Raw genomic sequence first — 13,197 nt, 5'->3', positions numbered from 1 at the left:
TGCCCCCTATAAGTTTTCGTCAGAAAACTGACTTCGTAAGCGATTGCTATAATCATCGTAAAAATAGTTCATAAACACATGCTGTGGATCCCATTTCTCTTTCGCTCGAAAAAAATCATCCGCTTTCGGATAGATCGCGCGGAACTGTTCCACCGAAGGGAAAGGGGCATAAGGCAAATAATAGGAGCCTTGAACGCGTTCCACTTGATCAATGATGCGGCGGATGCCTTCGGTCATCTTGGCCTGCCCAGCTGCATGGATCGGCGTGTTAAACAAACACACGAGTGCGAACATATCGCTTTTGGCATAGGAAAGCGTTGCTTCCTCGTCGTGATTCACGTAGCGAACCGTAATGTTTAAGAGATTCAGATCTTCTTCCTGAAGAATCGGACGGATGCTCTGAACCAACTCTGCAAAATGCTCGACAGGCACGAAATACTCTTGAAGAAGATCATTTTTGGCATCGGAGCTGTAATCCATGAAATCGGACTCCGAGCGCATTGCGTTGTTGCGCGTCAGGATGGAGCTGTGACCGATGAGAAATTTTCGCTGTAACGCCCATAGCGCATCCTTTCCCCAATCGAAGGAGCGATTAAGTCCGAACAGAAATTTTAACGGAAGCACATAGCTGTCATTTAATTTAAGTTTGTTGTAATCTGCGACGTGAAGCTCGGGCCGCACCCTGTAATTCGTAGCATACATCTCCGTCAGGAACGTACCCGGCGCGACAGAAATGCGAGCAAGGTGCATGTGGATGTCTGGATTTCGCTTAACCTGGTTAATGAAAAAGTCGGTGTAAGCTTCCACAGTGGTGGCTTCACTCTGCATCTCATACACGACATCGTCGGTGAGCGACAGCGTCACCTCCAGAATGACACCGAACAACCCGTATCCGCCAAGTGCAAGCTGGAAAAGCTCCGCATTGTCAGAGCGGCTGACATTACGGATCGTACCATCCGCGCACAGCAGTCGGAAGGAGTCCACCGAGCTAATGAGCGAACCGTTGCGAATGTCGCGACCATGCGCGTTAACGGAGATTGAGCCGCCTATGGTGAAAATATTTTGTGATTGCATCGTCTTCACCGCAAGCCCATAGGGGTTAATAGCCCTCTGCACATCGGCCCAAGTGGCGCCAGACTGCACGATGACAGTTTTGGCCTGTGCATCGATGGCTAGAACCTTGTTGAACGACGTCATGTCCAGCACGATGCTGTCCTTGTAATAGGTATGTCCGCCTTGGCTATGTCGCTGTCCCGCGATAGAGAGGGTGAGCCCTTTTGCTTGGGCTTCCTGGACAATCGCTTGCAGCTGACTGACCTCCTTGCTGGGAATGACGCGCTCGACTTTCACAGGGCGCAGCTTGCTGTAGTCCGATCGCAGGAACGGATCCTCGCCCGCATCCAACGTCCGCACATACTGCCAGAGGCATAATGCAATTAGTATAAGAAGAACCACAATCTTCTTCATGTGCGCATCTCCCAACTTGTTGGATGTAACAACGTTTGCGTGGAAACCCTCCAGTGGCAGTAAGATAGGCAGAGCATGAAAAATGGATAGGTTTGGAGAGAAGATGCGAGCAGTTTATCATATCTCTCTGTCATCATCAATGATTTCCTGAAGTTGATATAGAGTATTAAATTTGTGTAATATGGAGGGTAGAAAAGACCCGTTATCAGAATGAGAAGGAATCGCAGGTGTGAAGGAGGCGAGCCATGGCGCGTTCGAAGCCGCTTTGGTTGCTAGTCAGTTGGTTTGTCGTTGCCGTTCTCGGTATTCTTATTCTCAAATGGACTGGTGTATGGAAACACGTCGATGTGAACTGGATCACGAGATGGCTGCGTGATTTGGGCTTTGTAGGCGGCTTTCTGTACATTTTGGCATATACACTCAGGCCGTTGGTCTTGTTTCCCGCCACGCCATTAACCTTATACGGGGGGTATGTGTTCGGTGCGTTTTGGGGGACGATCTATGATATTATCGGGGCTGGAGCAGGGGCTTTGCTTTCCTTCTACATTACGCGCAAATGGGGCCGTAACAGCTTCCAACGCATTCTAAGAAGTCCTAAGCTGCAAATGTTCGATCAAAAATCAGCAGAAAAAGGCTTCATGGTTGTGCTCTATATGCGCCTGATGCCGTTCTTTCCTTTCGATGGCATCTCCTATGGGGCTGGCTTATCGAAGATCCGGTTCTGGGATTACACCTGGGCAACGATGATCGGGATTATCCCGGGGGCTATCGTCTATAATGTGTTTGGCGCTTCGCTGAATGACATTTGGTCATGGAAATTTCTCGGGGCTGTCGCCATGTATGCCGTGTTTGCGATCGTTCCGCTGATGATTAGGAAGCGACAGTCACGTAAGCAAAAGCAGCTCGCTTAGCGGTGACAAACACAAAGACAAACACAAAGGTACATACTAGCGGGGGGATAAACAGGATGAAGGGCAAGGGACTTGTTAAGGATATGATGTGGAGTATAGGGGCGGCTGGCACGCTGCTCCTCGCATTTATCGTGTTGTCACGGAGTTTAACGGCGAGTTGGCTCGATCAGTTTGATCAACATGTAGGCGTTTTCATTCGAGATCAACGAGCGGATGCATGGACTTCCGTGGCTAAAGTGTTTACCTTTCTAGGAAGCGGATCGACGGAGTTTATTTTATTCTTTCTTGTCGGGGGCATACTCATCTTCAAATTTAAACATAAGTGGGAAACGCTCGTGCTATTCGTGGGTGTGCTTGGTGCTTGGTTGATGAATACTGCACTCAAAGGGATTTTTGAACGTGATCGTCCCGCAGCGGACGGATGGTTAATTGAAGAGGATGGCTTCAGCTTTCCCAGCGGGCATTCGATGGTTTCGATTCTGTTCTATGGACTGCTGGCCTACCTGTTATGGGTCAATATGCGCCGTATTTGGAAAGCCGCATGGTTGGTTCCTGTGATTGGCATAGTCATCATCGTCTGCATTGGACTCAGTCGCATTTACCTGGGGGTGCACTACCCGAGTGATGTGGTTGCTGGGTATTTGGCTGGCGGTATTGGGCTCATCGGATGCACGCACGCGGTTCGCCGCATCCGGCATCGACAAGCAGGGCGCATAGATACAGGACGAGACTATATGGAAAAGGGTCATAAATTTTCCCAGTAATCATACACTGGAGTAAGCAAACGGAACGCGCTATGGGTGAAAAGAAAGAAGGACAACGCCACTTCGGTTTGTCCTTTTTTCATTTGGCCTCATACCGTTGTATAATGAGTAACATCATCGTCAGATGACAGGAAAGAAGGGATGACATTGCTGAAGCTTAGTATTCTTGATCAGTCACCGGTCTCATCCGGCTTTACACATAGCGAAGCGTTGCAACAAACGATAGGGCTCGCGCAACTTGCAGACCGGCTTGGCTACACTCGATTCTGGGTGTCGGAACATCATAACTCCCAAGGGTTGGCGGGCTCCTCGCCTGAGGTGCTGCTGTCCACGCTGGCTGCGCGCACAAGCCGCATCCGGCTTGGCTCCGGCGGCGTACTGCTGCCGCATTACAGCGCCTACAAGGTCGCTGAGAACTTCCGCATGCTCGAGGCGCTCTATCCAGGCCGCATCGATCTGGGCATTGGGCGTGCGCCTGGCGGCACGCCGCATACGGCCAAGGCGCTGCGCGGTGTCAGCGCCGATCTGTTCGAAGGACTAGAGCGGTTCCCAGCGCAAGTCCTAGATCTGCTGCGGTTCCTCACCGATTCGGTGGAACCGGGGCATGTGTTCGAGGGCATCCGCGCCACCCCGTTGGTGAGCTCGATGCCCCAGGTATGGCTGCTCGGCTCCACGGGGCAGAGCGGGGTGTACGCGTCGCAGGCAGGCGCAGCGTTCTGCTTCGCGCACTTCATCAACGGAGCGGGGGGACAGCATGCGGTGCGCAGCTACCGCAGCTCGTTCCAGCCGTCCGCGCTCAATGTCGTGCCGCAGGCGACGGTCTGCATCTATGTGCTGTGCGCCGAGACGACAACCGAGGCGGAGGAGCAAGCAAGCTCCATCGATTTGCGCATTCTGCAAATGGAAAAAGGCGAGTTCACCGGAGTGAAATCGCCGAGGGAAGCTGCGGAATATCCGTATTCCGATTGGGATCAGACGCGTGTGCGCGATAATCGCTCGCGCATGATTGTGGGCAATCCGAACCAAGTCAGGGAGCAGATTCGGGCATTGGCCGCAAGTTATAACGTCGATGAGGTCATGATCGTTGCAGGCGGTTATACCCTGGAAACGCGGTTGCGGACAGTGGAACTGTTGGCGGAAGCTTTTGAGTTAAACCACTCGCATAGTTTTATGATTTAGGGTGAGGACACTTAACCCCATTAACGACTGTGTTTAGGCCGTTTCTCGATTTCTTGCGTCACGACGAACGCCAGCTCCTCGTTGCCGAACAGTGAAAGCACGCCTAGCAACGTATCATCTGGGACCTCGCCTGCTTCATCTTTGGGCACCGTTAAATCCAGCGCTTTCTGTAACGCTTCATTATTTGGCTGGTCAGGATAGGCACTGTGATAGAGCGCAGCGGGATCCAAATCGTGGTTGATGCACCACTGGGCAAACACTAAAATCATCATATGCTCTTCACGCTTATAATTCTCGATCATTTGCTCTTCTAATTGTTTATTATTCATGATGGAACAAACATCTCCTTAATATGGGGCTTCATGGCCACGTATACCGTTCAACCAAGGGCTGCCCTTATACCTGTGGTTGGGTTCATTATAGCGAAAGATCAGGTGGATTCACAATGATTAAGAATGAGAAAATTAAAGCATCTGAAGTTCACGTCACGGGCCTGCAAGGTGAGGACTTGGGCGTGATGGCAACGAAAGAAGCTCTAGCTCTAGCGAAAAAGCTGAAAGTTGACCTCGTCTGCACCTCGCTCATGAGCAGCCCGCCGCCTTGCAAGCTAATTGGTGCTGGCACTGCGAAGCAGGAAATCTTGCATGAGAAGCAGCAAGCGCGGAAACAAGCGCAAGGGCCTAAAGTGAAAGAGCTTCGCTTAACGGCGAATATCGAAGATCATGATTTGGACACGAAGCGCTCGCAAGCGGAGCGCATGCTGAAGAGCGGCGACGCAGTGCTGCTCGTCGTGAAAATCACCGGCAAAGAGGGCGCGCGAGCGAAGGAATTGCTTGAGGGGTTAGTGAAGGAGCTCAGCGCCTTCGGCAAGAAGCACACGGGCATTCAATTGAGCGGCAAACAAGCGGCGGTTCAATTGGACCCGCTTTAATGAGTAAGCATGGACAACCCTTGGAGGGGCAGTTCATGCTTTTTTAATTACAAGGAGCGTGTTCGCGCAAATGGCTTCTTACTTTTCATTTTTACAATGCTCACAATGCGATTGATCTCGTAAAGCCGTAGCTCATGAATCGCATAACCAGACATGATGATGATAAAGGGGTAGACGATAAAGCGGTAGGACGAAAAGGCTTCAATCAACAGATAGACTAGATTATATCCGATGAAAAAAATAACGTAGACATCCATGTCATGCTTTTGTTTCCATAATCGAAATCCTATTAAAGCTAATAGGATGCAGAGCATGTATTGGAACCAGCTGATCATATACAATGCTTTCACTGGATACTGATAGTAGTAATCGGGATCATGATTAAACGTATGCTCAAATTGATAGTCAAACAATCCCCAATACCTGCACATTTTATTGATGACGAAGATGACGGTGCTCACCGGTTGCTCGGTAATCAGACTATTTAGCTGCTCCTTCTGAATCTGATTAAACGTCTCGTAGTCATAGCTGAGCTTAGCCAGTTTGTCAAAGCCCTGATCTCCCCCCAACCCTTTTACATATTTAAAATAGGGCATTTTAGGTTGGCTGACAGGAGCATCCGCATAGTCGATTTTCACGAAAAGCTTATCGAAACCGCTTACTGCTATGAAGAACGTAAGTGCGAGGAGAGCGGAGTGCAGGATCCATTTTTTGAATGCACGATCGCGGAAAAATACGTACAGCCAATAACAAAGTATTGTTAATACGACAACGATGGCGACAGGTCTCAAAATGTTTAAAACAGCCAATAACAGACCCGTCAAGGCGGAAAAGGCAAACTTGTTTTTTTCAATCCAATGAAAGGCAACCAGTAGCAAGAGAAGCGTAAGATGCTGATTTGAAAATTGCGGTACGCTCAGTAAGTAAGGGAGATAGAAAATCGTGATCATATAGGTGATGCAGGCAGCCTCTCGGCCTGTCTTCTTCTTAGCAATCCGATAAATCCCCCAAGAAATGAGATTTAGTATAATAATATTGAGTATTTTGAGCACCCAAAAATGTGAACCGAATATCCGAATGATGATAGATTCAAAAGCAGCGATACCGACCTGCCAATTGTAGTAGTAGAAATAATTTGAAGGATCGTGACCGCCCGTAAATGTGCCTGCTGCCATCTCATTTGCTCCGGTCCAAATATCTTTGTAGTCACTTACGGGGAGGGTGTTGTAGGAGAGATTGAGGATAAGATAACAAATCGTAGCCGCCGTGACAGCGAAAATGACAAGGTGCAACTCACTTTTCCTTTGAAAAAATTTTCCTAGCTGGATGCACAAATAGAATAGAAGGATGGCAGGAAGCACCCAGATCCATTCTAACCATGAAACGATGTTGCTATAGGATTTCATATAGGTCGTGATGGTAACTAGGAAGCCTAATAGTGTAAAAAAGAAGATGGCTAGCACAAAAGTAATCATGACCTTGTCGCTTAGGTTCTTCAAGACAGCAAACGCTTTACTCATCGAAACCGCTCCTCATGACAAATTGTTCTTTATATAGAACAATCGTAATGGAATTGTGCGGTGTAGTCAAGATCGTTGCAATCTCCGAGTTGCTAGCTAATAATCGTAATCGCTTGAGACCCCATCAACTCCCAGACTTTATGGAAGTCTTCCAACGGATAAGCCTCCTGCTCGCCGGTCATAGGGTCGTTCATATAGGCGTAGTCATCGTCCCAACCTGTCAGAAGGAGCGCGTGCTCAGGCTGATACCACTCCACAAGTTCGCCATCCTCGTCTTCCCACTCCAAGTCCCAATATGGCGTGTCCATATGCTCGGTAGCCCAGACCATGGCTGGACTGCCATGTGCCAGGACATCTAGCAAATCCTCGAATGAGGTGCCCGTGAGGTCACGAATATGACCAGGCAGCCATTGATTCATCAGCTTGGCCATAGGTGTATGGTAAATGCCATAACCAGCCTCATACGGATCGCCGACAAAGACATCTTTGGGATTGCTTCCGACGAAGGCGCCGAATTCGTTCTCGTAGGGCATGTCCCCTTTTGGCAGGGCATCCGCAACTTCCTCTTTGGTGATCGGCAGTCCTGCCCAGTTAAGCAGCATAGTCGCAGCGACCGCTTCGCATCCGTTAGGCAGCTCGGGGAGCTGAGAGAGGGCAGGAATGCCCGCGATCTGGACATGATGCTGAGTGGGAGCGGCTGCTGTGGCTGGCGTTTCCGAAGGCGCCGCAGTTGGAGTTGCAGGTACGGTTGCAGTCGCAGCAGATCTAGAAGCAGGTACGCTGGAGGTCGGTTTCTTCGTCCAGCTGGCTGTCGGAGCAGGACTTGTTGCTGCAACTTTCGAAGAATGAAGAGATGTCTCGTGCTTGTCCGCAAGAAACAAGTTCGTTCTAGCTATTACAATAAGCGTGAGACTGGACAGTGCCAGTCCAGCCCAAATGATGACTTTTTTCATATCGCACGTCCGTTCTTAGGTATGTTTTTATTACATCATGAGAGGACTGATAATGCAACTAACCTGCGCATAGATTAAGTATACAAGCCTTGCCAACTCGTACTGAGAAACACGGAGGAATAAGATGAAACGATTTTATTTGTGGTGTTTAGCCGCTTTTGCCTGTTATGCCATTTTCATCGTGGTGTATGTGTTTCAGGGGGATGGGTTCCGCATCCCTGCTGCGATGATTGGCACCGCGGCAGATCCGAACACATTCATGACACATGCCGAAATTGCCAAAGCCGACACGCTGTCTCGCATTCATTCGTTAACCTTTTTTCTAAGCACGCCGTTGCAAATGGGAGTGACCGTTCTACTATTCGGCGTTGCGATCTCCTTCCGCCAACTTGCGGAGAAGCTGTGTCGGGCTTCTTTTCTGCAAGTGATGCTGTTCGTGTTCCTGTTTACGCTCGTATTGGACGTATTCTTCCTGCCGATTGATGTGTTCCTGTTCAAAATCGACCAAGCTTACGGCTTATCCACTGAAACGCCCGCCATGTTCTTAGGGGATCATGGCAAATCGTTTCTTATCGACTGTATCGGCACGATGGTGATGGTCGGACTGTTCAGATGGATCTCGTCAAAGAGTCCAACGAAGTGGTGGGTATGGCTCTGGCTCATTTCGATCCCCTTGATCTTATTCGTTACGTTCATTCAACCCGTCGTACTCGATCCGCTGTATAACGATTTCAAACCTCTCCAGAATCAAGAACTCAAAGCACAAATCCTCGATCTGGCAGCTCGCGCCAATATCCCGACGGATCAGGTTTACGAGGTTAATATGTCGGAGAGGACCAAGGCGATTAACGCCTATGTGAACGGAATTGGAGGGAACGCGCGGATTGTGCTGTGGGATACGATTCTGAACAAGCTGCAGCCAAATGAAATTATGACGGTGATGGCGCATGAAATGGGGCACTATGTGGAGCGGCACATCTATTGGGGGATCGCTTACGGTGTTGCGCTCAGCTTTGTGGGCTTTTGGCTGGCCTTTCACGCTTATCGTTATTTCCTGAAGCGCTGGGGGGCGGTTTGGGGTTTCAGTGGGGAGCGGGATCTTGCGGCTTTGCCGATTTTATTGCTGCTGATCGCGTTGATGAGCTTTCTTTCCGCGCCGGCGCAGAACGCCTTCTCGCGTGTGATTGAACACCGGGCCGATGTGTATGCGATGAAAATGACAGGAGATGGCGATGCCGCTATTCGCGCTTTTCAGCATATCGCGCAAGAAAACCTCAGTCCCGTTACTCAGCCGAAGCTGGTGCAATGGTTCCGAGGTTCTCATCCAACGATTCTAGAAAGAATTCAGTATTTTGAGCAGTTTGCGAAAAAATAACTGAGCGAGCTAGTCATTCCTGCGGGTCATTTGCTGCCAGACCGAACCTTCTGCGGCATGGCCGCCTTCGATCCGCTCAAGCGCGATCTTCACCTGCATGCGCACCTCGAATTCGGGATCATCCGCTGCTTGTCGCAGCGCCTCTAACACCGAGCGGTCCCCGACTTCGTAGAGGAACCGCGCCGCCCGCCAACGGACCAGCTTGTTGCGGTCCGTCAATGCCTTCGCCATCGCCGGCATCGCGGCGGGGTCGCCGAGATCGGACAGCGTATCTCCCGCTGTCCGGCGCACGGAAGGTGAATCGTCCTCGAGGGCACGATACAGATAGGGCAGTACCTCGGGCTCCTTGATGTCCCCGAGGTACACCGTGGCAAGTCGCCGTAGCGACGTGTTCTCGTCCTGCAGGGCATGGACGAGCAGCGGCAGCGTCGTAAGCGACGGCTGGATCTTCTGAAGCGCGGCGTAGCGCAGCTTCCAGTCGCTGTGGCGCAGCTGCTCCGCGGCTGCGCTCATGTCTCCTGTGGCGGCGGAATCCGCCACAGGGAGGTCTTGGGTCTCCCGCATCGCGAGGGAGACCAGCTCTTCGACGCGGGCATCGTCGTAAGAGGCGTCCAGTTCCTGGACGACCTCGCCCGCGATGTCCCCCAGCTCGCCGTAGCGGACGCCGAGCTCCTCGAGCTTCCGCTCTTTGATTAGGTTCGGCGAAGCCGTACCTGCGCGGACGGCGGCTTCCGTGAAGCGCGTTGGCATGCCGACGCGCACTTCTTCTGCGCCTGCGCGCACCCTCACCTGGAGCGGAATACCGCGAAACATCTGCACGAGCACCTGTGCTTCGCCGAAGGCAGCATCTGCCTGGGGCGCGGGAGATGGAGCGCCTTGATCTGCGCTTGGCTGTGCTTCACCGAAGATCGCGCGCGCTTGCGCCAAAATCAACTGCCAATCGCCTTTGGAGCTGCGATCGACCGCAATGAAATCAGCCGCGTGAAATACGCTGATCACACCCGCGACCCCAAGCAATTGCTGTACAGCTGCAGGTGCATCGGCAAGATTGTTTTTCGTATACGTTTCCCGTACACCAGCAGGTAACGACTCATCCATATTGAGCTTCATGGAATTCGGGCTTGGTGTCGGTTCGATTGAAAGGATTTTCATTTGTTTAACTCCTTAAATTATCATCAAAATTAACGATTGCGCCGTCTTTTTATCATTTTCAGCGAGTGGGCACAGCAAGCGCTTGAGTTAGTCGATTATTTGGACTAACTCACCGGTCATGAAGCCCGCTGAGCTTGAGTTAGGTTAGCCTTAAACTTTTACTTTTTTAAATATTGAAAAGACCCAGACGGGGGACCGTCCAGGCCTTTTATCGGCAGCTAGTGCCCTTCGCTCCTAGTCTAAGTCAACGAGGTTACGATTTAAGTATTTATCTAAGGTTTTCGTGAGGTCGAACACCGTATGCGCGAGATCGACATTTTCAAAAACGTGGTCACATTGATCGCGATACGCTAATTCAGCCTCGTAATCGGACAAATATTTAGAGGCGATTTCTTCTGAATCTCCGCTTTCTTTCATCCGCTCTTCGAGTGTATCTCGCTGGGCATAGATGAAGATTTGGACCACATGATCGCCGTACAGCTTCTTGAGTGTTTCGGCGCCAAAACGATTGAGAATCAAGTAGATGCTCCCGCTAAGCTGAAACATGCGCTCGATATCTGCACTTTTGATGCCATAGAGATGGTCGTTCACGGTACTAACTTCGATGAATTCACCGTTAGCTTGTGCTTGAACAAATTGTGCGGGAGAAATGAAGTGATAATCCTGACCATCTTCCTCAGTGGCTTTCGGAGGTCGCGTGGTGTAGGAAATCACTTGCTTCATACCAAGTGTTGAGCCGGACATTTCGGCAACGGTTTTACGGCCTGCCCCGTGTGGGCCTGTGAATACAAAAATCATTTCCTTATCCTTTAATGCGTACATGGAACATACCTCCTTCGATTGGATGGGGGGTAAATCCTACGTGCGAGCACGGGTTGAAACGATTTTTGAAATGTAGGATCCTAAGAAACCATACCTCTAGTGTACAACGTCAGAGCAGCATCGGTAAAGTATTGCGTGAAAACGCTTCGCTTTCTAGCGCTTTCCACGGGTGCCGCGAGGTGCTCCGCTACGTACTCCGCCTTGACCGCCACGAGGCCCGCCAGATCTTTCTCCGCCGCGCGCGCCGCCCTGGCCGCCACGCGCCCCAAAGCTATCGCCGCGCGCGCCGCCTTGGCCGCCGCGAGCGCCGCCAAAACCGCCGCCGCGCTCCGCGCTGTCGCCACGGCCCTTGCCGCCGCGGATTGTGCGCGACGCGCTAGCCGCGTCTTCACGCCCTGCGCCAGCATACTTATTATATGGCGAGTAAGACTTATCGCCATGTGGTGCTGAGCGCTTGCGCTCAGTACCCTCACCGCCGCGTGACGCGCTAGTTACGCGAGCTTTGGCTGCGCCAAAGTTCCCACCACGTGCAGGGGCTGCGTTCGTCGCCTCTGGCTCGCGTACTTCTGCGCGTCCCCATGTGTTGGGATTGCGCTCGGTATTGACTTTCGCTGGGCGTCCCGCTGGACGTGCAACACCAGTTGCCGCGCCGCCGCGAACGCCGAACTTCTCGTTTTTGGCTCCGAAGCCGCCATTGCGCTCGCCATACTGTACGTTCGAACGATCTCCGCGAGCTTCACGTGAACCCGCTCTGCCACCACGGCCTCCGCGTTGCTCTTGCGCGTTGCCGCGATCATTGCGTCTGCCGCCGCGCGCAGCGCTAGCACTGCCTTTTCGACCAGACCCTCTGCCTTCTGTTGCTGCGAATTCTTCAGAGTTTGAACGAACACGTCGCTGCTGTTGGTCAGGACTGCGCAAAGACATCTTAATGCCTCTCTCGATGAGCTCAATCGCCTGCATATCTCTAGGTGTGACGAACGTCACAGCTACACCTGATTCACCCGCACGACCCGTCCGGCCTATACGGTGAATGTAGCTCTCTGCGTCTTGAGGTACATCATAATTGAAAATATGCGTTACCCCTTCAACATCTAGACCGCGAGCAGCGATGTCAGTTGCGACGAGAAGCTCGATGCGGCCTTCTCTGAAGCGTTTCATGACTTGCTCGCGTTTAGCCTGCGACAAATCGCCGTGCAATTCATCCGCCATGAGGCCGTTTTCCTGCAAATATTCATTGACCGCCATAGCCTTTGCTTTCGTCCGGCAAAAAATCATCGCCAGATAAGGACGATACTGCTTAATCGCTGCCAGTAATGCGTCTGGTTTCTCACGATCAGTTGTAGAGACAAGGACTTGTTGAATTTCGGATAACGTCACTTGTTTACTTTGAATTTTAATTTCTTTGGCTTCTTTCATATAAGCCTTGGACAGGTTAATGACCTGCTCAGGCATTGTAGCGGAGAAAAGCAGTGTTTGTCGGTAAGGTGACGTCTGAGCAATGATATCCTTTACTTCGTGCAGAAAGCCCATGTGCAGCATTTGATCCGCTTCATCTAATACGAGGATTTTCAATTTGTAGAAATTGATGGACCCGCGACGCAGATGATCAAGCAGTCTTCCAGGTGTTCCTACTACTATATGTATGTTACCTTGAAGCTTTCTAAGCTGTTTTTCTACATCTTGCCCGCCATAAGCAGCGAGAACCTTGGCACCCGTCACAGGGACTAGCGTTTTGAGTTCGTTACTGATCTGAATCGCTAACTCACGGGTTGGTGTAAGAATAAGAGCTTGAACATCAGGGCTTTCTACATCAATGCTTTCTAATATAGGAAGTACGAAGGCAAGGGTTTTACCTGTACCTGTTTGCGCTTGTGCAATAACGTCCGACCCTTTTAATAGAACAGGAATGGCTTCACGTTGAATTGGCGTCGGTTCTACGACACCTTGATTTTGCAAAACTTGAACGATCGATTCTTTAATTCCTAATGAGGCAAATCCATTTGACATGGGTAATTGGCCAGCTCCCTTTTTCCTTCTTAGTAAAGACGATTCCCTCATTGTACAGGAATGCCCGACAAATGAAAACAGGAGCCGACCCCGAAGCAGAAATAAACATCTTTATT

At 50.9% G+C, this 13,197-nt stretch carries 12 protein-coding genes; 5 read left to right on the top strand and 7 right to left on the bottom strand.

What is annotated here, in order from left to right; all coding sequences use genetic code 11:
- Positions 1 to 6 precede the first annotated feature (6 nt).
- Positions 7 to 1,467 carry an FAD-binding oxidoreductase gene (locus MJB10_RS23335; RefSeq protein ID WP_314799124.1) on the bottom strand — a complete coding sequence of 487 codons (1,461 nt, stop codon included), beginning with the start codon at positions 1,465 to 1,467 and terminating at the stop codon, positions 7 to 9.
- Positions 1,468 to 1,712: 245 nt separating this feature from the next.
- On the opposite strand from MJB10_RS23335, the gene MJB10_RS23330 reads away from it, so the two are divergent.
- The 3 genes from MJB10_RS23330 (at position 1,713) to MJB10_RS23320 (ending at position 4,321) form a co-directional block, all read left to right on the top strand.
- The gene (locus tag MJB10_RS23330; RefSeq protein WP_314799123.1) at positions 1,713 to 2,378 is read left to right on the top strand and encodes a TVP38/TMEM64 family protein; all 666 of its coding nucleotides are present in this window, start codon (positions 1,713 to 1,715) and stop codon (positions 2,376 to 2,378) included.
- 56 nt (positions 2,379 to 2,434) lie between these two features.
- Positions 2,435 to 3,142: a phosphatase PAP2 family protein gene (locus tag MJB10_RS23325; RefSeq protein ID WP_314799122.1), complete on the top strand. Its 708-nt coding sequence runs from the start codon at positions 2,435 to 2,437 to the stop codon at positions 3,140 to 3,142.
- A 147-nt stretch (positions 3,143 to 3,289) separates the two neighbouring features.
- Entirely contained in the window at positions 3,290 to 4,321 is a 1,032-nt protein-coding gene (locus MJB10_RS23320; protein ID WP_314805838.1) for an LLM class flavin-dependent oxidoreductase, read from the top strand.
- 20 nt (positions 4,322 to 4,341) lie between these two features.
- On the opposite strand, the gene MJB10_RS23315 is transcribed toward MJB10_RS23320, so the two are convergent.
- Entirely contained in the window at positions 4,342 to 4,650 is a 309-nt protein-coding gene (locus tag MJB10_RS23315) for a hypothetical protein (RefSeq protein ID WP_314799120.1), read from the bottom strand.
- Positions 4,651 to 4,766: 116 nt separating this feature from the next.
- On the opposite strand from MJB10_RS23315, the gene infC reads away from it, so the two are divergent.
- A complete protein-coding gene (gene infC, locus MJB10_RS23310) occupies positions 4,767 to 5,252 on the top strand; it encodes a translation initiation factor IF-3 (protein WP_314799119.1) in 486 nt (161 codons plus the stop codon).
- A 47-nt stretch (positions 5,253 to 5,299) separates the two neighbouring features.
- Here infC and MJB10_RS23305 read toward each other — a convergent pair whose 3' ends face one another.
- Positions 5,300 to 6,772 (bottom strand): glycosyltransferase family 39 protein, encoded by a 1,473-nt coding sequence (locus tag MJB10_RS23305; RefSeq protein ID WP_314799118.1) that lies wholly within the window; start codon positions 6,770 to 6,772, stop codon positions 5,300 to 5,302.
- 92 nt (positions 6,773 to 6,864) lie between these two features.
- Complete coding sequence (locus tag MJB10_RS23300; RefSeq protein WP_314799116.1) at positions 6,865 to 7,725, bottom strand: C39 family peptidase; 861 nt, start codon at positions 7,723 to 7,725, stop codon at positions 6,865 to 6,867.
- A 124-nt stretch (positions 7,726 to 7,849) separates the two neighbouring features.
- Between MJB10_RS23300 and MJB10_RS23295 the strand changes: the two genes are divergently transcribed.
- Positions 7,850 to 9,100 carry a M48 family metallopeptidase gene (locus MJB10_RS23295; protein ID WP_314799113.1) on the top strand — a complete coding sequence of 417 codons (1,251 nt, stop codon included), beginning with the start codon at positions 7,850 to 7,852 and terminating at the stop codon, positions 9,098 to 9,100.
- Between the two features lie 9 nt (positions 9,101 to 9,109).
- Here MJB10_RS23295 and MJB10_RS23290 read toward each other — a convergent pair whose 3' ends face one another.
- From MJB10_RS23290 to MJB10_RS23280, 3 genes are all read right to left on the bottom strand, one after another.
- A complete protein-coding gene (locus MJB10_RS23290) occupies positions 9,110 to 10,252 on the bottom strand; it encodes a conserved virulence factor C family protein (protein ID WP_314799111.1) in 1,143 nt (380 codons plus the stop codon).
- Between the two features lie 234 nt (positions 10,253 to 10,486).
- Positions 10,487 to 11,074 (bottom strand): guanylate kinase, encoded by a 588-nt coding sequence (locus MJB10_RS23285; protein ID WP_314799109.1) that lies wholly within the window; start codon positions 11,072 to 11,074, stop codon positions 10,487 to 10,489.
- 153 nt (positions 11,075 to 11,227) lie between these two features.
- Positions 11,228 to 13,081 carry a DEAD/DEAH box helicase gene (locus MJB10_RS23280; protein ID WP_314799107.1) on the bottom strand — a complete coding sequence of 618 codons (1,854 nt, stop codon included), beginning with the start codon at positions 13,079 to 13,081 and terminating at the stop codon, positions 11,228 to 11,230.
- Between the last annotated feature and the right edge of the window lie 116 nt (positions 13,082 to 13,197).

The sequence above is a fragment of the Paenibacillus sp. MBLB1832 genome (genome assembly GCF_032271945.1).
Lineage (GTDB): Bacteria > Bacillota > Bacilli > Paenibacillales > NBRC-103111 > Paenibacillus_E > Paenibacillus_E roseopurpureus.
This window is presented reverse-complemented; position numbering and strand designations above follow the sequence as displayed.